This window comes from Streptomyces durmitorensis (assembly GCF_023498005.1).
GTDB lineage: Bacteria > Actinomycetota > Actinomycetes > Streptomycetales > Streptomycetaceae > Streptomyces > Streptomyces durmitorensis.
The window spans coordinates 2,616,398-2,637,617 of record NZ_CP097289.1 but is presented as its reverse complement, the minus strand read 5'-3'; the positions used below and the strand labels follow the sequence as shown (position 1 = coordinate 2,637,617).

The 21,220-nt window shown below is 68.9% G+C and carries 18 protein-coding genes; 11 read left to right on the top strand and 7 right to left on the bottom strand.

Annotation, left to right across the window (positions count from 1 at the left end; genetic code table 11):
- The first annotated feature begins 35 nt into the window (after nucleotides 1–35).
- The 9 genes from M4V62_RS11875 to M4V62_RS11835 all read left to right on the top strand — a co-directional run bounded on the left by M4V62_RS11875 (nucleotide 36) and on the right by M4V62_RS11835 (nucleotide 12,682).
- Entirely contained in the window at nucleotides 36–962 is a 927-nt protein-coding gene (locus M4V62_RS11875) for a TauD/TfdA family dioxygenase (RefSeq protein ID WP_425575044.1), read from the top strand.
- Between the two features lie 90 nt (nucleotides 963–1,052).
- Nucleotides 1,053–2,036, top strand: a complete 984-nt coding sequence (locus M4V62_RS11870; RefSeq protein WP_249587227.1) for a TauD/TfdA family dioxygenase — start codon at nucleotides 1,053–1,055, stop codon at nucleotides 2,034–2,036.
- 3 nt (nucleotides 2,037–2,039) lie between these two features.
- On the top strand, nucleotides 2,040–2,798 hold the full coding sequence (locus M4V62_RS11865; protein ID WP_249587226.1) for a thioesterase II family protein: 759 nt from the start codon (nucleotides 2,040–2,042) through the stop codon (nucleotides 2,796–2,798).
- On the top strand, nucleotides 2,791–7,338 hold the full coding sequence (locus M4V62_RS11860) for a non-ribosomal peptide synthetase (protein WP_249587225.1): 4,548 nt from the start codon (nucleotides 2,791–2,793) through the stop codon (nucleotides 7,336–7,338). The genes M4V62_RS11865 and M4V62_RS11860 overlap by 8 nt, the downstream gene beginning before the upstream one ends.
- Nucleotides 7,335–8,555, top strand: coding sequence for a cytochrome P450 (locus tag M4V62_RS11855; RefSeq protein ID WP_249587224.1), 1,221 nt, complete (start codon nucleotides 7,335–7,337; stop codon nucleotides 8,553–8,555). The genes M4V62_RS11860 and M4V62_RS11855 overlap by 4 nt, the downstream gene beginning before the upstream one ends.
- Nucleotides 8,556–8,566: 11 nt before the next feature.
- The gene (locus M4V62_RS11850) at nucleotides 8,567–10,291 is read left to right on the top strand and encodes a fatty acyl-AMP ligase (RefSeq protein ID WP_249587223.1); all 1,725 of its coding nucleotides are present in this window, start codon (nucleotides 8,567–8,569) and stop codon (nucleotides 10,289–10,291) included.
- 55 nt (nucleotides 10,292–10,346) lie between these two features.
- On the top strand, nucleotides 10,347–10,640 hold the full coding sequence (locus M4V62_RS11845; RefSeq protein ID WP_249587222.1) for an acyl carrier protein: 294 nt from the start codon (nucleotides 10,347–10,349) through the stop codon (nucleotides 10,638–10,640).
- A gap of 1 nt (nucleotide 10,641) precedes the next feature.
- The gene (locus M4V62_RS11840) at nucleotides 10,642–11,574 is read left to right on the top strand and encodes a class I SAM-dependent methyltransferase (protein ID WP_249587221.1); all 933 of its coding nucleotides are present in this window, start codon (nucleotides 10,642–10,644) and stop codon (nucleotides 11,572–11,574) included.
- A 346-nt stretch (nucleotides 11,575–11,920) separates the two neighbouring features.
- The gene (locus tag M4V62_RS11835) at nucleotides 11,921–12,682 is read left to right on the top strand and encodes an AfsR/SARP family transcriptional regulator (protein WP_249587220.1); all 762 of its coding nucleotides are present in this window, start codon (nucleotides 11,921–11,923) and stop codon (nucleotides 12,680–12,682) included.
- On the opposite strand, the gene M4V62_RS11830 is transcribed toward M4V62_RS11835, so the two are convergent.
- The 5 genes from M4V62_RS11830 to M4V62_RS11810 all read right to left on the bottom strand — a co-directional run bounded on the left by M4V62_RS11830 (nucleotide 12,636) and on the right by M4V62_RS11810 (nucleotide 17,313).
- Nucleotides 12,636–13,343, bottom strand: a complete 708-nt coding sequence (locus M4V62_RS11830; RefSeq protein ID WP_249587219.1) for a DedA family protein — start codon at nucleotides 13,341–13,343, stop codon at nucleotides 12,636–12,638. The two genes, M4V62_RS11835 and M4V62_RS11830, sit on opposite strands and share 47 nt — an antisense overlap.
- Nucleotides 13,344–13,498: 155 nt before the next feature.
- Nucleotides 13,499–15,784, bottom strand: a complete 2,286-nt coding sequence (locus M4V62_RS11825; protein WP_249587218.1) for an MMPL family transporter — start codon at nucleotides 15,782–15,784, stop codon at nucleotides 13,499–13,501.
- A 135-nt stretch (nucleotides 15,785–15,919) separates the two neighbouring features.
- On the bottom strand, nucleotides 15,920–16,192 hold the full coding sequence (locus tag M4V62_RS11820) for a hypothetical protein (RefSeq protein ID WP_249587217.1): 273 nt from the start codon (nucleotides 16,190–16,192) through the stop codon (nucleotides 15,920–15,922).
- Nucleotides 16,185–16,535: an ArsR/SmtB family transcription factor gene (locus M4V62_RS11815; RefSeq protein ID WP_249587216.1), complete on the bottom strand. Its 351-nt coding sequence runs from the start codon at nucleotides 16,533–16,535 to the stop codon at nucleotides 16,185–16,187. The genes M4V62_RS11820 and M4V62_RS11815 overlap by 8 nt, the downstream gene beginning before the upstream one ends.
- Before the next feature lie 175 nt (nucleotides 16,536–16,710).
- Nucleotides 16,711–17,313: a TetR/AcrR family transcriptional regulator gene (locus tag M4V62_RS11810; protein WP_249587215.1), complete on the bottom strand. Its 603-nt coding sequence runs from the start codon at nucleotides 17,311–17,313 to the stop codon at nucleotides 16,711–16,713.
- 71 nt (nucleotides 17,314–17,384) lie between these two features.
- Here M4V62_RS11810 and M4V62_RS11805 point away from each other — a divergent pair, with 71 nt between their 5' ends.
- Nucleotides 17,385–18,212 carry a class I SAM-dependent methyltransferase gene (locus tag M4V62_RS11805; RefSeq protein ID WP_249587214.1) on the top strand — a complete coding sequence of 276 codons (828 nt, stop codon included), beginning with the start codon at nucleotides 17,385–17,387 and terminating at the stop codon, nucleotides 18,210–18,212.
- 10 nt (nucleotides 18,213–18,222) lie between these two features.
- Here M4V62_RS11805 and M4V62_RS11800 read toward each other — a convergent pair whose 3' ends face one another.
- On the bottom strand, nucleotides 18,223–19,146 hold the full coding sequence (locus M4V62_RS11800; RefSeq protein ID WP_249587213.1) for an RNA polymerase sigma-70 factor: 924 nt from the start codon (nucleotides 19,144–19,146) through the stop codon (nucleotides 18,223–18,225).
- A 250-nt stretch (nucleotides 19,147–19,396) separates the two neighbouring features.
- Here M4V62_RS11800 and M4V62_RS11795 point away from each other — a divergent pair, with 250 nt between their 5' ends.
- Nucleotides 19,397–19,882, top strand: a complete 486-nt coding sequence (locus M4V62_RS11795) for a carboxymuconolactone decarboxylase family protein (RefSeq protein ID WP_249587212.1) — start codon at nucleotides 19,397–19,399, stop codon at nucleotides 19,880–19,882.
- A gap of 17 nt (nucleotides 19,883–19,899) precedes the next feature.
- Here the strand turns inward: M4V62_RS11795 and M4V62_RS11790 are convergent, their stop codons facing one another.
- Nucleotides 19,900–21,186 carry an MFS transporter gene (locus tag M4V62_RS11790; RefSeq protein ID WP_249587211.1) on the bottom strand — a complete coding sequence of 429 codons (1,287 nt, stop codon included), beginning with the start codon at nucleotides 21,184–21,186 and terminating at the stop codon, nucleotides 19,900–19,902.
- Between the last annotated feature and the right edge of the window lie 34 nt (nucleotides 21,187–21,220).

Sequence of the window (21,220 nt, the reverse complement as noted above, 5' to 3'; positions counted from 1 at the left end):
GCGATGAAAGGAGCAAGAGGGTGCACAACAACCCGATGTGGGCACCGTTCGAGGTCACTCCGGAGGAGACCGGTGCCACGGCCGATGCCCCCGGACTCGTGGCGTACCTCGAGGACAAGGAGCGGCTCGACGCGACGCTGGTCGAGCAGAAGGCCCTGACGTTCCGGGGGTTCGGGATCGAGACATCCGAACTCGACCCCGTCATGGACGCGTTGGTGCCGAACCGACTCGCCTATGTGCACGGCAACTCGCCGCGGACCAAGGTCGGCCAGAACGTCTACACGTCGACGGAGTACCCGCCTCAGTACACCATCTCCATGCACAACGAGATGTCGTACGCCCATCAGTGGCCGGCCCGGCTGCTCTTCTACTGCGAGAGGGCACCGCTGAGCGGCGGGGCGACGCCCGTGGTCGACGGTGTCCGCTGGCTCGCCGCGCTCGACCCGGAGGTCCGCGAGGCCTTCGCGGGAGGCGTGCGCTACACGCAGAACCTGCACGGCGGCATGGGACTCGGCCGGAGCTGGCAGCAGACCTTCGAGACGGAGGACCGCTCCGAGGTCGAGCGCTTCCTGGAGAAGGGGCAGTCCGAATGGGAGTGGCGCCCCGACGGCGGTCTGCGGGTGAGCCAGATCCGGCATTCCACCGCCCGCCATCCGGTCACCGGGGCCGAGGTCTGGTTCAACCAGGCCGACCAGTGGCATGCCTCGGGCCTGGGCGACCAGACCGCGGCGGCCCTCGCCCAGATCATGCCCGAGGAGGAGATGCCGCAGTCGGTCACCTTCGCGGACGGCACTCCCATCCCCGCCGAGTACATCGCGCAGATCCAGGAGCGCGGCCTGGCGTCCGCCGTGGACGTCGACTGGCGGGCCGGCGACCTCCTGCTCATCGACAACGTTCTCGTGGGACACGGCCGACGCCCCTTCGAAGGGCCCCGCCGCGTGCTCGTCGCCATGTCCGACTGAGCAGCCGCCCGACCGCCGCTTCACGATCCGTCCGTTCACACCGCTCGGAGGCACGTATTCATGACTGCGCACGGGGGCCGGGAACAAGCGTTGCCCCTCACCGTAGAAGGCGATCGGGACGCCCCGGACGTCAGCAGCTTCATACGTGACAACCGGGCCGTCCTGCGCTCGCAGTTGTCGGAACACGGCGCCGTGCTGTTACGGGGGTTCGGCATCGGAGGCGTACCGGGCTTCGAGCAGGCCGTGCGCACCATGTCGGGAGAGCCGCTCGCCTACGCCGAACGCTCCTCACCGCGAAGCTCCATCAAGGGCAACGTCTACACGTCCACGGACTACCCGCCGGACGAGGAGATCTTCCTCCACAACGAGAACTCCTACCAGGCGTCCTGGCCCCGCCTGCTGTTCTTCTACTGCGACCGGCCGCCCGCGACCCGCGGCGCCACTCCGCTCGCCGACACCCGGCGCCTCCACACGATGATCGACCCCGCGGTCCGCGAGGAGTTCGCCCGCCGCGGCTGGATGGTCGTCCGCAATTTCCACGAGGAGTTCGGGGCGTCATGGCGTTACATCTTCAACACCGACGACCCTGACGAGGCCGAGCGGTACTGCCGCACCAGAGACATCGCCTTCGAGTGGACGGGCGAGGACGTCCTGCGCACCCGGGCCGTGCGCCGCGCGATCCACGTCCACCCGGAGACCGCCGAGCCGGTGTGGTTCAACCACATCACCTTCTTCCACCACACGACCCTCCCCGAGGAGGTGAGCGAGGGCCTCCTGAGCCTCTTCGGCGAGGAGGGCCTGCCGAGCAACACGTACTACGGCGACGGCGCGCCCATCCCCGACGACGTGGTCGCCCACCTCAGGGACTGCTACCGCTCGTGCTCCACGCGGTTCGACTGGCAGCAGGACGATCTGCTCGTGGTGGACAACATGCTCGCCTCGCACGGGCGCGAGCCGTTCACCGGTGACCGGCGTATCGCGGTGGCCATGGCCGAGGCGTTCACCCCGCCCGCTGCCCCGGACGCCACCGCTTCCGCGGACCTCACGGGCCACTCCGCCCAGCGGGTGGGATGAGACATGGCCTCTTCCTGGAACACCTGGCTGCGTGTCTTCACACCACGCCCCCGCGCTCGCATCCGGCTCGTCTGCTTCCCGCACGCCGGAGGCGCCGCGAGCGCCTTCCGCGACTGGGGTGCTCTGCTGCCCGCCGCGATCGAGGTCGCCGTCGTGCAGTACCCCGGCCGGCAGGACCGCTTGGGCGACACCTTGCCGCGGGACGTCGCCGAACTCGCCGCGTGGACCGCGGCCGCCGTCGGGGAACGGCTCGACCGGCCGACGGCGTTCTTCGGCCACAGCATGGGCGCCACCGTGGCCTTCGAGGCGGCCCGGTTGCTCCAGCCCCGCTTCCCCACCCCGCTGGTGCGTCTCTTCGCCTCGGCCCGCAAAGCCCCCGCCCACTGCCGCCCCAACGGGCTGAGCCTGGACGACGCCACGGTCAAGGAGTTCGTACGCAGCCTGGGAGGCGAGGGCGCGGCCCTGCTGGAGAACGAGGAACTGTCCCGCCTCGTCCTGCCCGTCCTGCGCCACGACCTGGGCATGGTGGAGAGCTACCGGCCTGTCTCCGGCGCCCCCTTGACCTGCCCGATCACCGCGATCATCGGCAAGGACGACCCGTCCGTCACCCAGGCCGACGCCGAACGCTGGGGCGCCTGCACCATGGCCGCCTGCCGGGTGCGCCAACTGGACGGCGGCCACTTCTACTTCGAGAAGTCGCCGCTCGATGTCATGGGCCTGCTCGTGGAGGGCCTGCTGACGACGGAGGCGGCGCATGTCTGAGGCACAGACGCGGCGCTTCCCCCTGACCGCCGTTCAGGCGGGCGTCTGGTACGGCCACCAGGCCGACTCCTCGGGCCACCAGTACAACGTCAGCCAGTACGTGGACTTCCGCGGGCGCCTCGACGTGACCCTCCTGGCCGAGGCCTGGCGCCGACTGCGGCAGGAGACCGAGGTCATGCGGATCAGCGCCGTCATCGAGGACGACGGGCTGTACCAGGTCGTCGGCGAAGGCGACGCCGAACTGCCGCTGCTCGACCTCACCCGGGAGGCCGACCCCGAGGCGGCCGCCCTGGACTGGATGCGGACCCAGGCGCTGCGGCCCATCGACCTGACCGCGGAGCCCTCGGCCTACGCGCTGCTTCAGCTCGCCCCGGACCGGTTCTTCTACTACCACTGCTTCCACCACATCCTCATCGACGCCTACGGTGAGTCGCTGCTGCTGCGCAGGCTCGCGCAGCTCTACACCGCACTGGTCGCGAACACGCCCGCCCCCGCAGCGGAGTTCACGACACTGGACGAGCTGGCGCGGGAGGAAGCCGCCTATCACGCGTCCCAAGCCTTCGCCCGCGACCGCGCGTACTGGGTCGAGCGCTTCGCGGACCGGCCGACCCCCACCCGGTTGGTGGAGGACCGCGCGCAGGGCGCACGGAGCGGCGGCGCCGACGTGCCGACCCTCAACCGGGCCGGCGCCCTGAGCGAGGAGACCGAGCGGCGGCTCAGGGAGAGCGCCCGGTCCGGCGCAGCCGAATGGCCGGCGACGCTCATCGCCGCCATGGCCGCGTACACCGCCCGGACCACGAGGCAGCGCGAAGTCGTGCTGACGGTGCCGCTCACGGCCCGGATGACCCCCGCCATGATGCGGGCCCCGTTCCTGACCGCCAACGCGATGCCGCTGCGGCTGCCCGTGAGCGACGACGACTCGCTCTCCAGCCTGCTGCCGACCGTGGTGCGGGAGATCCGCGTCATGCTCAAGCACCAGCGCTACCTGCACGAGGACCTCCGCAGGGAGCTGGGCCTTGCGGCGGACGGCAAGGGCCTGCTCGGCGTGATGATCAACGTGATGTCCTTCGACCTGCGGCTCGACTTCGACGGCATCCCGGCCGCGCTCCGCAGCCTGCTGCCCGCGACGACCGGCGACCTGGCGCTCCACGTCTTCGACCGCCGCGACGGGCATGCGCCGCAGCTCGTGTTCGACGCCGACGCCACGCTGTGCGACGCCGTGACGCTCGACGGGCACCAGGCGCGTTTCCTGCGTTTCCTGGAAGCGGCGGTCGCCCGACCGGACACACCGGTCGGCGAGCTGCCCCTGCTGAGCGAGGCGGAGGAGCGGGAGCTCATCGAGGGCGCCGACGACCCGCGCACGCGTGTCCCGGACACGATCCTTCCGGAACTGTTCGAGGACCAGGTGCGCCGGACCCCGGACGCGGCGGCGCTCACCACGCTGGACGAGACCCTGACGTACGCCCGACTCAACGCCCGCGCCAATAGGTTCGCGCGCACACTCATCGCGCACGGCGCCGGGCCCGAGCGCTTCGTCGCACTCGCGCTGCCCCGCTCGACGGACTTCTTCGTCGCCCTGCTCGCAGTGGTCAAGGCGGGTGCGGCCTATGTGCCGATCGACGTCGCCTACCCGGCCGAGCGGGTGTCCCGCATGCTCGACGACTGCGCCCCGGTCTGTGTGGTGACCGCCCAGGACTCCGACCTCGTCGTGCCGGCCGGAGTGCCGCGCCTGACCGTCGACGCGCCGGGCCGGCGTGTGGAGGCCGATCACGATGTGACGCAGGAAGAGCGCGCCGGACGGCTCGGCGCGGCGAACGCCGCCTACATGATCTACACGTCCGGCTCGACGGGCCTGCCCAAGGGCGTGGTGATCAGCCAGGGCAGCGTCGTGAGTTTCGCGGGCGTCTACGCCCGTGTACTCCGCGTCGAACCCCACCACCGGGTGCTGCAGTTCCTCTCCCTGAGCTTCGACGCGTCCGGCGCGGACTTCTGGCCGGTCTGGAAGGTGGGGGCGCGGGTGGTCCTGACGCCGCCGCACGCGTCGCTGCCGGGCCCGGAGCTGACCGAGTTCATGCGCGAGCAGCGGATCACCCACGCCGGCTGGACGCCGACCATGGCGGAGACCATTCCCGACGAGGAACTCCCGGACCTCGTCAACCTCATGGTCGGCGGCTCGGCTCCCAGCCCTGGCGTCATCGGGCGCTGGTCGGCACGGTGCCGGGTGGTCAATGTGTACGGCCCGACCGAGAACACGGTCGCCGCCACCGCCAGCGTCCCGCTCGTCGGCGAGCAGCACGCGCCGATCGGCATCCCGCTGTCCAACACCCGCGCGTTCATCCTCGACGACGAGCTGCGCCCGGTCCCGCCGGGCACCATGGGCGAGCTGTTCGTGTCCGGAGCCGGACTGGCCCGCGGCTACTGGCGGCGGCCCGCCGTGACCGCCGAAGCGTTCCTGCCCTGCCCCTTCGGGCCGCCCGGCGCCCGGATGTACCGCACCGGCGATCTGGTGCGCCGCCGAGCGGACGGCCCGCTCGACTACATCGGACGCACCGACGGACAGGTGAAGATCCGCGGCTACCGGATCGAGACAGGTGAGGTGCAGTCCGTGCTCACCGACCATGCCGAGGTGGCTTCCGCGGAGGTCCTGGTCCGGGAGGACGAGCGGGGCGAGCGCAGGCTCGTAGGGTACGTCGCGCCCCTCGCCGGAACGCGTCCGCACGCCGCCGACATACGCGCCTGGGCCCGCACCAGGCTGCCGGACTTCATGGTGCCGGCCGCGGTGGTCGTGCTCGTGGAACAAGAGTGGCCGCTGACCGTCAACGGAAAGGTGGACACCGACCGACTGCCCGCACCCGACTTCTCCGCGCTCGCCTCAGGACGCGAGCCCCGTACCCAGCGCGAGAAGGTGCTGTGCGGGCTGATGGCGGAGGCCCTCGGCCTGGAACGGGTGGGCACGGACGACTCGTTCTTCGACCTGGGCGGCGACAGCATCATCGCCACCCGTCTGGCGTCGGCGGCATACCGCGAGGGCGTGGCGATCACCGTCCGCGACATCTTCCAGCACCGCACGGTCGAGACCCTCGCCGCCGCTTCCGGTCCCGGCGACCCGGGCGGCGAACGCGCGGAATCGGGCCCCGTGCTGCTGCCCGACGAGGACGAGGTGCTCGCCCGGCTGCGGCGGACGCGTCCCGGCGTCACGGAGGTGCTGCCGCTGTCCCCGCTGCAGGAGGGCTTCCTCTTCCACGAGTTGCTCCATGAAGGGGACGCCGACGTCTACGCGGCCCAGCTCCAGATGGACCTCCGCGGTGAGCTCGATGCGACGGCACTGCGCGCCGCGGCCCAACAGGTGATCGACCGGCACGGCAATCTGCGTGCCGCCTTCGTGCACGACGTGGGCGACCGGGCGGTCCAGGCGATCCATGCCTCGCTCTCCGTGCCCTGGGTCACGGCCGACCTGTCCGAGCTGACTCCCGGGCAGCGGGAGGAGCGGGCGACGCGGCTGGCCGCCGACGACCGTACCCGGCCCTTCGACCTCGCCCGTCCGCCGCTCCTGCGATTCAGGCTGCTCGCCCTCGCGCCGGGGCTGCACCGGCTGGTGATCACGGGACATCACATCCTGGTGGACGCCTGGTCGACGCCGGTTCTGCTGCGCGAGTTGTTCGCCCTCTACGAAGGTCCCGCACAGGCCGGCCCGCTGCCGGCGGTGACCCCCTACCGCGCCTACCTGTCCTGGGTCGCGGCCCAGGACGGCGCCGCGGCCGACCGTGCCTGGACCGTCGCACTGGCCGGTCTGGCAGGGCCCACCCTGGTGGCGCCCGGTGCGGCAGAGTCCTCGCGTCTCGAACAGCACACCCTGGCCACGCGGTTGACTCCCTCGGACACCACCCGTCTGGTCGCCTGGTGCCGTCATCACGGGGTCACGCTCAATACCGCGGTGCAAGGCGTCTGGGCCCTGCAACTGTCCCGGTGGACCGGTTCGGACGATGTCGTGTTCGGCACGTCCGTCTCCGGCAGGCCGCCGGAGGTGCCCGGGATGGAGCGGATGGTGGGCCTGTTCACCAACACCCTGCCGGTACGGGTCAGGCTGCGACCGGACGTGAAGCTGTGCGACCTGCTGGTGCAACTCCAGGACGAGCAAGCCCAGTTGATGGATCATCAGCACCTCGGTCTCTCCCGCATCCAGCAACTCACGGGCTTCAGCGCACTGTTCGACACCACCACGGTCTTCCTCGATGCCTCGATGAACGCCAAGGACCTGGACATCACGGCGGGCGAGCTGCGGGTGGCCACCCATGCGCTCGTCGAAGGAACTCCGTACCCGCTGCGACTGGCGGCCATCCGCGGCGAATTTCTGGAACTGGCCCTGAACCACCGGCCCGACGTCATATCCGCGAAGACGGCACGCGACTTGATCGACCGGTGCTCGGACCTCCTGGTCTCCCTGGCCGATGACCCCGAGCAGCTGGTCTCCGAAGCGGGAGCGCCGAGCGAGGCGGAACAGGCCCGCATGCTCGCCGAATGGGGTGGATACGGAGCATGAGCACCGACACCGTCGATCTCACTCGCCTCACCGACCCGCTGAACCGAGCCGATCCCTACCCCGTCCTGCGGGAGCTCGCGCTCGCGTCGCCGTCCCGGACCGCCGAAGGGCTCATGCTCATCGGCCGGCACGCGGACTGCTCCGCCGTACTGCGCCACCCGGCCATGAGCAGCGAACGCGAACGCGCGCGTCTCTCCCCGAACGCCAAGGGGCCAAGGACCCGGAACTTCCTGCACCTGGACCCGCCGGATCACACCAGGCTCCGCAGGCTGGTGGTCAAGGCGTTCACCCCGCGTGTGGTCGCCGCGCTGGAGCCGCGTATCCGGGGGGCCGCAGATGAGCTCTTCTCCGAAGCGGCCGCGAAAGGGCGGTTCGAGGTCGTCTCCGACCTCGCCTATCCACTGCCGCTGCGGATCATGTGCGAACTGCTCGGGGTGCCCTTCGCGGACCGGTACCTGATCCAGGACTGGTCGGCCAAGCTGTCCGAGGCCCTCGAACCGCCGCTGCCCGGCCTCGTCGCCCCGCGCGCCACGGCCCAGGCGGCGCAGGCACGCGCCGAGTTCATCCAGTACTTCCGCGATCTCATCGCCGAACGGCGCACCGACCCGCGTGACGACCTCGTCTCCCAGCTCGTGCGGGTGGAGGAGTCCGGCGACCGCCTCGACGAGCACGAACTGCTCGCCACCTGCATCCTTCTCATCAACGCGGGCCACGAGACGACGGTCAACCTGATCAGCAACGGCGTCCTGGCCCTGCTGCGCCACCCCGACCAGCTCGAACTCCTGCGCCGCCAACCCGAGTTGTCCGGGCAGACGGTGGAGGAGGTGCTGCGCTACGACGCCCCCGTACAGGTGACTTCACGCGTGGCACGCGAGCCGGTGGCCCTCTCCGGCTCACACGCCCAGGAGGGCGATTTCCTGGTGCTGCTCCTGGGCGCGGCGAACCGGGACCCCGACGTGTTCCCGGACCCGGACCGCTTCGACATCCTGCGCCCGACCGGCGCACCGCACCTGTCGTTCTCGGCAGGACCGCACTTCTGCCTCGGTGCGGGCCTCGCACGCCTCGAGGTGCGCATCGCCTTCGAACTCTTCGCCTCGCGCATGGTCAACCCGCGCCTCGCGGCAGCGGGCCTGTCGTACAAGCCCAACCTCAGCCTGCGCGGCCCGGACCGGCTCGAAGTGGCCTACGAGGGCATTCGACCGGCGGAAACGGAATGAGGAGTGGATTCGTGGATGAGCTGAACCCTGCGACGAGTGTTGCGGCGCTTCTGCGGCGGCGCGTCCGAGAGAACCGTGAGGAGCAGGCAGTCGCCCATGTGGCACACCTCGACGGTCCCGACGGCGTCAGTTCGTGGACGTACGGCAGGCTGGACGAGGAGGCTCGTGCGGTGGCTGCCCGGCTGCGACGCCGGACCAGCCCGGGTGACCGGGTCCTGTTGCTGTACCCGGTGGGGCTGCCGTTCGTGGCCGCCTTCATCGGTTGTCTGTACGCCGGTGTCATCGCCGTACCCGCACCGGAGCCCGGACAGTACAGCCAGCAGCGGCGCCGTCTCAGAGCCATCGCGACAGATGCCGACGTACGGACTGTGCTGACTGATTCGTCAGGCTACGAGACGGTACGGGCCTGGCGCGCCGAGGATGGCCTCGACCACCTCCACGTGATGGCGACGGACGTCGCGGACCAGGACTCCGGAGTCCTGGAAGCCGGTGACGCGGTGGAGACGGACCACGGCACGGTCGTGCTCCTTCAGTACACCTCGGGGTCCACCGGCGACGCCAAGGGCGTCATGATCACCAACGGCAACATGCTGCACAACGGCGCGGCCTACCTGCGAGGCATGGGACAGCAGTCCGGCTACCGTTCCGGCGGCTGGCTCCCCCTGTACCACGACATGGGACTGAGCGCGCAGTTGCTGCCTGCGCTCATGGCCGGTGGTACCTGCTATCTGATGCAACCGATGACGTTCGTACGGCGGCCCCACCTCTGGCTGCGCATGATCGACACCTTCGGCATCCAGGTGTCCCATGCCCCCAACTTCGCCTACGACCTGTGTCAGCGCAAGATCACCGACGAGCAGGTGGCGGGCCTGGACCTGTCGCGCTGGGAGTACGCGGGCAACGGCTCGGAGCCGGTGCAGGCGTCGGTCCTCACGGCCTTCGCGAAACGCTTCGCCGACCAAGGCTTCCAGGAGACGTCGTTCGGCCCGAGCTACGGCATGGCCGAGACCGTGGTCTATGTGAGCGGCGTCTCCAACCGGCGGCCCGTCGTCCGCAGTGTCGACGCGGAACTGCTCGAACAGGGCGAGTTCGCGCCGGCCCGGCTGGGACGTCCGGCCCGCAACCTGGTCGGGTGCGGTCCCGCGGAGGACTATGAGGTGCGCGTCGTCGACCCGGTCACCAGGCGGACGATGCCCCCGGACGGCCTCGGCGAGATCTGGTTGCGGGGCCCCAGCGTCTCGCCGGGGTACTGGCGGCGGAAGGAAGCGTCCCGGACGACGTTCGACGCCGCCCTCGCGGACGGCGACGGAGGGTGGCTGCGCACCGGTGACCTCGGGATCGTCGTGGACGGGGACATCTTTGTGAGCGGGCGCATCAAGGACCTGCTCATCGTGCGCGGCCGCAATCTCTACCCCCATGACATCGAGCACGAACTGCGCACCCAGCATCCTGAACTCGGCCAGGTCGGCGCGGCCTTCGGGGTGTCCCCCTCGGAAGCCGAACCGGGGGACGAGCACGTCGTCGTGGTGCACGAGGTGCGCGGGCGCGACGCCGACCTGCTCCAGGCGCTGGGGAAGGCGATGAAGCTGACCGTCGCCCGCGAGTTCGGCACGGACAGCACTGTCGTCCTGCTCAGACCCGGTTCCGTCCTCCGCACCACCAGCGGAAAGGTACGGCGCGGTGAGATGCGCCGCCGCTATCTGGCCGGTGAACTTGCACCGCTCTGGCAAGGCTGACTCCGCCGCCGAGCGGCAGCTGCGCCGCCCGTCCGACTAATCGAGGAGATGCGAAATGACCGCCCCCGCCGACCCCTTGGCACGAGAGACCCTGGCCGCCTGGTTGACCGAGTGTGTCGCCGCCCATGTGCGCATGGCACCCGAGGACATCAAGCCCGCCGAGCCGATGTCGTCGTACGGCCTTGATTCCATCGGGGCCACCTCTTTGCTCGTTCAAATCGAAGAACGAGTCGGACATGAGCTGGACGCCAATGTCCCCTGGGAATATCCGACCATCGATGCGCTCACTGATTTTGTGCTGCAACTGGAGTCGCCAGATTCCGCTTCGGGCCGCGTAGGGGCCGCCTGAGATGCCTACCGCTGTCGAATCCGTCGCCGCACAGGACGCCCCGTCTCTTGCCAAGATCATCTCGCATGTCGTCGATTTGTGGCCGGAGCACGAGAAATTCCTGACCGGCAGTCTGGCAGGCCTCGACTCGCGTGCGCTGCGCGGAACGGAGGAGATCGCCGGCCTCGTATGGAAGCTCGTGGAACCGGAGATGGCCGACGTAGTGGCCAGTTATCGCTGGGTGTGCCGAAGACTTCTCGACGAGGAGCTCTACTTTCGCAGACACGGTTGCTATCGCTACGCATCGGTCCGGGAAGTGGAGGAGTCGGGATTCTATGATTCCGAGGACATCCATCACTATCACCGGGGCCTATTGCTCTCCCAGGTCCTGTGGCGCAATCACGCCGACGTCTCCCAGGTGTACGTACGCGATTTCCTGTCCCGCTGTGCTGCGGGAAGCCGGCTCCTGGAGGTCGGACCGGGACATGGCCTGTTTCTGGCCCTTGCCGCCCGACATGCCACTCAGGCGCTCACCGGCTGGGACATCAGCCCCGGAAGTCTCCACTACACGCGGCGAAATCTGGCTGAAATGGGCGTGCACGGCGTCGATCTCGCGCTGCACAACATTCAGGACGGGGTGCTCGGCAACGACGGGTTCGACCGCGTCGTGGCCAGCGAATTGCTGGAGCACGTGGACGACCCGGGGGAGGTGCTGCGCTCGCTCACCGGCGTCATGCGGCCGGGGGCCGAGATCTTCATCAACGTTCCAGTGAATAGTCCGGCACCGGACCACATTCGCTTGTGGAACACCCCGGATGACTTCTTTGGATTTGTCTCCTCGAACGGGATTATTCCGACGAAGACGTATGCGTTCCCTATGTCCGGATATTCCGAGCAGCGTGCGCTCGACGCCCGCGTCACCATCTCATGCGTGGTCATCGGGGAGGTGAAATGAAAGTGCCGCATGGGTGGTTCGGTTTGCAATTGTTTTGTGTTGACGGTGTGGACTGTGCGCCGTTACACTTTGGATGTTCGGTGTTCGATTTGAAGCGAGAGTTTGAGCGGGTATCGTCGAACGTCTCGTAGGTTTTTGGCTAAGCCGGAAGCGCGGGGGAATCGTGCATACCGCTGGCGGAGCTTTTTGATGGTTCCTTGGCGGTCTGTTTTCAAGGCGCGCCGATCGTGTCGGCCGGCGTGCTGTCGGACGGTGGGACGGGCGAGTCGTGATGATGCCGACGCCCCTTTCATGCCTGCGACCCACGCCAAGCCCCGAGGCGCTCCATTGATCTCAGGGAGAGAAAGTGGAATTCAAGCTCCTCGGTCCAGTGCAGGCGAATGGCCGTGACTGCGAAGTGATCATTTCCGGATCGAAGATCTCCACCGTCCTCGCGTCGCTTCTCCTTGCCAGGGAGAGGCTTGTCGGGAGCGACCGCATGAGCTACTTACTTTGGGGCGCGCAGCCTCCGGCCACGCGAAGCGCCCAGATCTACACATATATTTCAAGGCTGCGTAAAGCGCTCGGCCATGATGTTCAAGTGGAACGGAAGGGTTCGGGGTACCTGCTCAGAATGAATGGGTCCCGGCTCGACGTCGTGGAGTTCGAGGAGCTCTGCCGGATCGGCCAGGGCGAACTGTCCCGTGGAAACTATGCTGCGGCTGCTGAGTCCCTGCGGCGCGCCCTCAACTTGTGGCGGGGGTCCGCACTCACCAATGTGACGAGCTACCTCGAGGATGCCGAGAGACCCAGGCTCGACGAGCTCAGAAACGCGGCTCACGAGAGCCGGATCGAGGCCGATCTCGGCCTGGGCCGCCATCGGAGCATCATCCCTGAACTGACGGCTCTCGTCTCGGAGTACCCGACGCGGGAGAAGCTCCGTTCCCAGCTCATGATCGCCCTCTACCGATGTGACCGGCAGAGCGAGGCGATCGACATGTTCCATGCGGCCCGCCGCTATCTCGCCGACGAACTGGGCGTAGCCCCCGGGGACACACTCAACAACACCTACCTTGCTGTGCTCAGAGGAAATGTCGACCTCCTGATGCCCGCACCATCTGTGCCTTGACGGCCCCGGTGGTCCGGGGCAGGGCGGCGAACTCGCACACATCGTGCCGCTTGACGCGTCGCCGTACGATCCGGTGGATGGCCGCGCCGCCGATCGCCACCACCGGAACCAGCAGCGTGACGAGCGGCATCCAGGGTGCCGCACGCTCGGAGGAGGCCCGGGCCGCGGCACCCAGCCCGGTGTAGAGAGTGGACCAGAGCAGCGAGCTCACCACCGACCAACTGAGGAACCACCGGAACGACTTGCCGGATGCGCCGGCCGCCAGCGGTGCCAGCGTGTGTACCACCGGGACGAACCTGATCCACACCAGCGCCTGCCACCGCTGCCCTTCGCCGAGGAACGCCTTGGCCCGCTGCCAGTGCCGAGGCTTCGAGACCCGGCTGCAGAGGGAGTCCGAGACGCGACGCCCCAGCCGGCGACCGATTCCGTAGCCGACCATCTCGCCGATGACCGACCCGAGGGTGGCCGCCGCCACGACGTACAGGAAACTGCCTGGATTCGTCGAAAGGGTGCCGGACAGCACGGTGAGCGAGTCGCCCGGCACCATGAGCCCTACGAAGATCAACGTCTCCCCGACCATGGCGGCGCACAGCAGCAGAGCCAGAAGCGCTACCGGCTGCGCGGCCAGGTGGTCGTGGAGGGTCGCGACGGAAAAGCCCATCATTGCCTCCCCGCTGCTCGGCCGTGTCGGCCGAGAGGCGTCGTAGAGGGCGGGAACTGACTCGTACGAGGCTCCTGACCCGGCGGTCCGGACGAGCGGTGGGCTCGTCCGGATGCCGGTTCGTCCTCGGCAGGTGGCGCACTCGTGGATGCGTTCTAGCTGCGCTGCACCGCGATCGCGGGCTCCGTGGGTTCGGCAGCGGGCGTCCGCTCCGAGGCCGCCGCTTCTGCCTTGCCCCCCGGAAGCCATTGCAGCCACTGCGGGAGGGCCCAGGTGTTCTTGCCCAGCAGAGCCATGACCGCGGGAAGCAGCACACCCCGGACCAGGGTGGCGTCGATGATGATCGCCAGCGACATCCCGACGCCGAGCATCTTGTACTCGATGGCCGACAGCGTGACGAAGATGCTGAAGACGGCGACCATGATGACGGCCGCGCTGCTCACCACTCCGGCGCTGGTGGAGATGCCGCTGATGACGGCGGAGTTCGGATCCTCGCCCGCCAGCCGCCGTTCACGGATCCGGCTCAGAATGAAGATGTGGTAGTCCATGCTCAGGCCGAAGAGCAGCACGAACATGAACAGCGGCAGCCAGCTGGTCACGCCGCCGTATGCGGTGAAGTCGAGCAGCGAGCTGAGGTTGCCGTCCTGGAAGACCCAGGTGACGGCGCCGTAAGCGGCAGTGATCGACAGCAGGTTGAGGACGATCGAGATGATCGGCACGGCCAGCGAGCGGAAGGAGACGAGCAGGAGGATGAAGGCCACGGCGAGCACGAATGTGAAGACGATGGGCGTGGTGTCCCGGAGCGTCTTGGTGAAGTCGTACGGCTGGGCCGTCTGACCGTTCACCGCGAACTCGATGCCGTCGACCTTGCCCAGGGTGTCGGGCAGGAGATCCTCGCGGAGGGTTTCCAGAGCGGCGTTCGACGTGTCGTCGGTCCCCGAGCCGGCCAGCGGTACCTTCACCACGACCACGTCGCCGACCTTGTCGCTCGTGATCTTGGTGCCGATCTGGCCGTCGGTCTCGGCGGCCCGCTCGCGCAGTGACTCGACGGCCTGGCCCACGGCCGGGTCGTCCGCTTTGTCACCCCAGACGACGAGTCGCGCCGGCGACGGGTCACCGGGGAAGGCCTTGTCCATACGGGCCACTGTCTCGACGGTGGCATTGGCGTTCGGCAGGCTGTCCGTGACGGACGGGTCCTGGAGGCGCATGTCCAGCGCCGGGAACGCGACCACGAGCAGCGCGAGCAGTGCGGCGCCGCCCCACACCAGCGGACGGTGCACCACGGCCCGGGCGATCCTGGCCCACACCTTGGACTCCGCCGCAGCGGTCCGACGGCGGCCCAGCCAGGGGATCCGGCCCTTGTCCACGCGGTGGCCCAGTACGGAGAGGAGGGCCGGGAGCACGGTCACGGAGCCGATCACGGTCAGGCCGACGACGATGGTGGTGCCGATGGCGAGCCCGCGGAAGACGTCCATCCCGGTCAGGTACAGGCCGGACAGGCAGAGCATCACGGTGATGCCCGAGATGACGACGGCGTGCCCGGAGGTCCTTGCGGTCACCTGCAGGGCTTCCTTGAAGTCGCGGCCCCGTTGCCGTTCCTCACGTTCGCGGCGCAGATAGAACAGCGAGTAGTCGATGCCGACGGCCATGCCGATCAGGAGCACCACGGAGGAGACGGTGCTGTTGATGGGGATCACATGGCCGAGCGCCTGGAGGAAGCCGAGTGCGGCGAGCACGGCCGTGACCGAGAGCAGCAGCGGCACGCTCGCCGCGATCAACGCGCCGAACACGATGATGAGGATGACCAGCGTCAGCGGGAGCGAGATGATCTCGGAACGCTGGAAGTCGTCGTCGTAGGCGTTGTCGACCGCGGCCTGCGTGCTCATGTCGCCGGCCTCGCCCACCCAGACGTCCTCATGGCGATCCTGGACGTCGAGGATGGCGTTGTACGCCGTCTCCGAGTGCAGGCCCAACTCCTCGTCAGGGCCGTTGAGCTTGAAGGTGACAAGACCGGAGCGGCCGTCCTCGGAGAGGAGGTTCTCGTTGCCCTTGTCCAGCGGCGAGCTGATGTCGCTGACCGACTCGGACTCGCCCTTCAGCGTCTTCAACAGGTCGTTGACCGCGGCCTGGACCTCCGGCGAGGAGAACCGGCTCTTGCTGTCGGCCTCGTGCGGCTGGATCAGCACGTTCTCCTGGACGGGCTCGTCGGTCTGCTGCGATCGCAGCACATCCTGGGCCCGTCCGGACTCCCCGGGGTCGGTCGTCAGGGCCTCGTCGCCCTTTACCAGGCCGCTGACCACGATGGCGACAACGATCAGGGCGAACCATCCTGCGATGGCCACCTTGCGATGTCGTACCGACCAGGCGGTAATGCGTTGGACGAGGGTGCCGCGATGGCCGTCCACCGTCTCGTCGGGACTCGACTTGCCAATGCCCGGCATGACGTGTAGTCCTTCCTCAAGGAGTGTGTACCTGCGAAAACTCGCCATCGGCGAGATGGAGCGCTCTTCTGTGCCTGGGTCGACGAGTTGCCGCTCGTCGGCCCAGGGTTGTTCTGTGGTGGTGCTTCGAGATGCCTATTCGGTCTCTTTGAGGATCCGTTCAACCCCGTCCAAGCGGTTCTGCACGTCCTCAAGCCGTGAGTTGACGGTCTCCAGCTGGCGTAGCAGCGTCTGCTGCGTCTTCGCGCCTGCTTCGGACAGATCGCGGTAGTCCGCCTCGCGGGACAGGACCGCCTTGGCGCGAGTGGTCGTGGTACGCGTCCAGATGAGGACCACGATCACGGACGTGACCAGAATGAAGACGCCGATGATCGCGGCTACGGCCTGCCACTGGTACTCGTCATCCATCGGATGACTCCTTTCGTCCGGACTGTGATCCATCACTAGGCAGCGTGAGGGTCTTGGCGGCGTCCGCGATGGTCTCCGGGGTGAGGAGGACCGCGAACTGGGTCACCTCGTAGTACTTCATTGCTTTCCCGTCCTCCGAGAGCTGTAGCTCAGCCGTCACCAGCTCCGCCGCCTCCAACTTGCGTAGATGCACCTGCAGCAGGGCGCGGCTGATACCGAGCTCGCGGGCCAACTCGCTCACGTAGCTGCGCTTGCCTGAGAGTGCCGCGACGACACGCATCCGGTGCGGATTGGCAATCGCCAGCGCAGCCCGCAGCATGTGGTCGCCATTCATCCTCCGCATACCAGCTCCTTGCTCGTGCCAAGAAATACTTGCAGGTGCCTAGAGATAGTGCAACCCCTGCGTTCGCACGGCCCGAGCGGGGCGCGGCCGCCGCGCGCGTCGGGGCTGCACTGCCCCAGCCACAGGACGGACCAGCGTCCTGGGGGGCCTCGGCCGGCGGGCACCTCAGAGGTCGCTAGGCCGGTCGTCGTTGCACGGCGTCGGCGATGACCGCTGTCACGAGCTTGTTGACGACCGTCGTCGTCGGCGGGCCGGAGTCGCGGTCCGTGAACAGGAGATGTCCTCCGCCGACCAGGGAGAGGGTGAGGGAGTCGATGTCGGCGTCGGCCGCGATGCGGCCCCGTTCGCGCTCGTCCGTCAGATAGGTGGAGATCGCGGTCGTGGCCTGGGCGAGGATCGCGATGCCGCCGCCGGGCCTGGCTTGCCGGAGCCGTGCGCGCAGCTCGTCCCGGAAGGTGATGAGCGGGATGATCGCCACCGGTATCGGCTCGAACAGGGTGGTCAGCGCGCCGGTGAGGTTGGCGGCCACGGTGCCGGTGCCCGCGGACTCGCGCAGTGCGTCCGCCTGCGTATCGAGCTGCGCGGCCCGGTCGAGCACGAGGTCGGTGAGGAAGGCGTCGAAGTCGGCGAAGTGCCGGTGCAGGACGCCTTTGGCGCATCCCGCCTCGTCGGTGACGGCCCGGCTGGTCAGCCCGTTCGGACCGTCCCGCAGGAGCAGGCGCTCGGCGGCGTCGAACAATTGCTGCCGCGCGTCGCGAAGGTGCACCCCGGTCGGCACTGGCAGATCCTCTCGTTGGTCAACCGCTGTCACCCGTTGTTGAGTGGGCGCGTGCCCACTAAGGTGGGCGCATGCCCACATTACCGCGAGAGCAGCCGGAACCGCCCCCGGCGCAGCCGCACGGAGCCCGGCGGATGGCCGAGTCGTTCGGCGTGGACGCGCGACGCTACGACCGGGCCAGGCCCGGCTACCCAGATGAGTTGGTGACGCGGATCGTCACCGGGAGCCCAGGGACCGACGTGCTCGACGTCGGCTGCGGCACCGGCATCGCGGCCCGCCAGTTCCAGGCGGTCGGCTGCGCCGTGCTCGGCGTGGAGCCCGACGCGCGGATGGCCGACTTCGCGCGCGCCCGCGGCTCGCAGGTCGAGGTGGCGACCTTCGAGGCCTGGCAGCCGGCGGGCCGGACGTTCGACGCGGTCATCGCCGCCCAGTCGTGGCACTGGGTGGATCCGCTCGCCGGTGCCGTGAAGGCGGCGCGTGTGCTGCGCCCAAGGGGGCGCCTTGCGATCTTCGGGCACGCGTACGAGCCGCCCGCCGAGGTGGCCGAGCCGTTCGCCGCCGCCTTCCGGCGGGTGGCGCCCGACTCGCCGCTCAACAGCGGGCCGGCCCGCCGTCCCGTCGACCTCTACCGGGCGGCGTACGCGAAGATCGCCGACACGATCCGGGAGACCGGACGGTTCGAGGATCCCGAGCAGTGGCGATGCGACTGGGAGCGGTCCTACACGCGCGACCAGTGGCTGGAGCTGCTGCCCACCACCGGCGGTCTCACCCAACTCCGCCCCGATCAGCTGGCGGAGGTTCTTGATGCCGTCGGGGGCGCCATCGACTCCCTGGGGGGACGCTTCACGATGCACTACACCACCCTGGCCGCGACCGCCGTACGCGTCGGCGCCTCCTGAGCGCCTCCCGTCAGCGGCCCATCGCGGTCTCGCGTTCGACGCGTGACAACTTCTCGGGGTTGCGGACGGCGTAGAGCCCGGTGATGAGGCCGCCCTCGATGCGTACCGCAAGGACGGAGTCGATCTCGCCGCCGGTACGCAGGATCAAGGCGGGGTGGCCGTTGACCTGCGCCGGCTGCATGGTCGCGGAGGTGAGCCTGCTGAGCACGGCCGTCACCGTCCCGGCACCGACGACGGGCTCAAGGGCGGCGCGTACGACTCCACCGCCGTCGGTCAGGAGCACGACGTCCGGGGCGATCATGTCGAGCAGGCGCTGCAAGTCCCCCGTTTCGACCGCCTGTTGGAAAGCCGCGAGCGCACCGCGTGACTCGGCGGGCGATACGACCTCGCGCGGTCGGCGCGCCGCGACGTGGGCCCGTGCGCGGTGGGCGATCTGCCGGACAGCCGCGGGGGTCTTCTCGACGGCCTGCGCGATCTCGTCGTACCCGAGATCGAAGACGTCCCGCAGCACGAACACGGCCCGCTCGGTCGGCGCGAGCGTCTCCAGGACGAGCAGCATCGCCATGGAGACGCTGTCGGCCAACTCGACGTCCTCGGCGACATCGGGCGCGGTGAGCAGGGGTTCGGGCAGCCAGGGGCCGACGTAGGACTCCTTGCGCCGGCGCAGCGTACGCAGCCGGGTCAGTGCCTGGCGCGTGGTGATGCGCACCAGGAAGGCACGCGGGTCCCTGACCGTGTCCTGGTCGACGTCCGCCCAGCGCAGCCAGGTCTCCTGAAGGACGTCCTCGGCGTCGGACGCGGAGCCGAGCATTTCGTAGGCAACGGTGAACAGCAGGTTGCGATGGGCGACGAACGCCTCGGTGGCGGAGTCCGTGCCGCCGGTGCGTGGGCCGTGCCCGGTCGCGCCGGTCGCTCGCTGGGTGGGCTCGTCCATCGTCGGCTCCTGACTGTGGCCTCACTGCGGCGTCACTGAGGTGTCGCTCGTCTGTTCCGTGTCACGCACAAGACGCCGCCACCCGCTGCCTTGTGACACGGAAGCCCGGTGGCCTGCATCACATCGTCGGGCTGTCACGGGGCCGGGCCGGCCGGCGACTTATGAGCATCAAGACGCTTGAGCATCAAGACGCTGCGACACCGCACGGACCAGCCGCGCGGCACACGATTCCACGAGTGAGGACGTTGTGATGGAACCCCGTATGAACCTGTTCGCGAACGAGACCGGCGCCAAGATCGGCAAGCGGATCTTCGCTGTCAGCCAGGTGATCCACGAGTCATCGCTGCCCAAGCCCACCCAGGAGCTGGTGCAGTTGCGCGCCAGCCAGATCAACGGCTGCGGCTTCTGCGTCGACATCCACGGCAAGGACGCCGCGGCCGCCGGCGAGACCGCGGCCCGGCTGAACCTCGTCGCCGCCTGGCGTCACTCCACCGTGTTCTCCGAGGCCGAGCGGGCCGCCCTGGCCCTCACCGAGGAGGGCACCCGCATCATCGACGGCTACGAGGGCGTCTCCGACGAGACCTGGGCCCAGGTCCGCAAGCACTACGACGACGACCAGACCATCGCCCTTGTCTCGCTGATCGCCATGATCAACGCGACCAATCGGCTCGGCGTGATCCTCAACAACCAGGGCGGCTCCTACGAGCCGGGCGATCTCGCCACCATCGCCAGTTGATCACCGTCGACGGCTGATCACCACCGACGCCGCCCGGTCCCCACTGCGGCCGGAGCGGCCTCGGGTGCGCCTCGGCCATCCGCCTTGCGCAGGTTGCGGATCGCCGGCACGGACAGCAGCGCCACCGCCACCACCATCGCCATCACCGCGTTGAACCCGAGGACTTCGCGCACCCCGAAGATCTCCGACGCGGGACCGGCGAGGGCCTGCCCCACGGGCATCATCGCCACCGATCCGGCCACGTCGTAGGCATGCACCCGGCTCCGCACCCCGGTCGGCACCTGGGTCAGGATGCTGGTCGTCCACATCACGCCCCAGAAGGCGTTGGCCGCACCTGCGGCCGCGAGCCCCGCGGCGATCAGCGGCACCGGAAGCCCGAGCGCCACCGACGCCGGCTGCAACCAGTACAGCAGCAGCGCGACGGAACCGGCCCGCAGCGGCCGCACCGGCCGCACCCGCATGGCGACGAGGGCACCGACCACCATGCCCGCGCCCATGGCCGAGTTGACCAGACCGAGCGTGCCGGGGCCGTGCTCGGAGACGACCTCGGTCGCGATCAGCGGGACCATCGGCCCCCACGACGAGATCATGAGGACCATCCAGATCACGATGACGCCCCAGAGCCAGGTACGGGACCTGAACTCCTGCCACCCCTGCACCAGATCGGACCGGAAGGAACTCTCCTTCGCCACCACGGACCGGTCTGCCGCCGGCAGCCGCAGCAGCGCCAGGCAGATGGCACTCGCCAGATACGTGAAGGCGTACGCGACGAAGACTCCGCCCGGCTCGGTGAGCCCCACCAGCGCACCGGCCACCGCGGGCCCCGCCATGGTCATCAGGGACTCGATGGTGCGGATGGCCCCGTTCGCGCCCTGCACGTCCGCGGCGATCCGCGGGATGAGGGTGGGCAGGCCGGGCTGGAAGAGCGCGGCGCAGATGCCGTTGACGGCCGAAAGCAGACAGATCTGCCAGACGACGATGTGACCGGTGTAGAAGAGCCCGGCCATGACGGCTTGCACGACGACGCGTACGAGGTCCGCCCCGATCATCAGCACCCGGTTGTTCACCCGGTCGGCGATCACCCCGCCGAAGATCACGAACCCGGCGAAGCAGGCCGTCATGCTGGCCAGCACGGCCCCCACCACCCCGGCCCCGTATCCGCTCAGGACCAGCCCGGTGGCCAGTGCCACCGGGGCCATCATGTCGCCGAGCCTGGCGACACCACGGGCGGCGAAGAAGAGCGAGAAGTCACGGGACCACAGGCCCCCTGACGCGACGGATATGTCCCCGGGGTCCCTGGTCATGATGGGGCGCAGTGTCGCGGACGCCACATGCTCC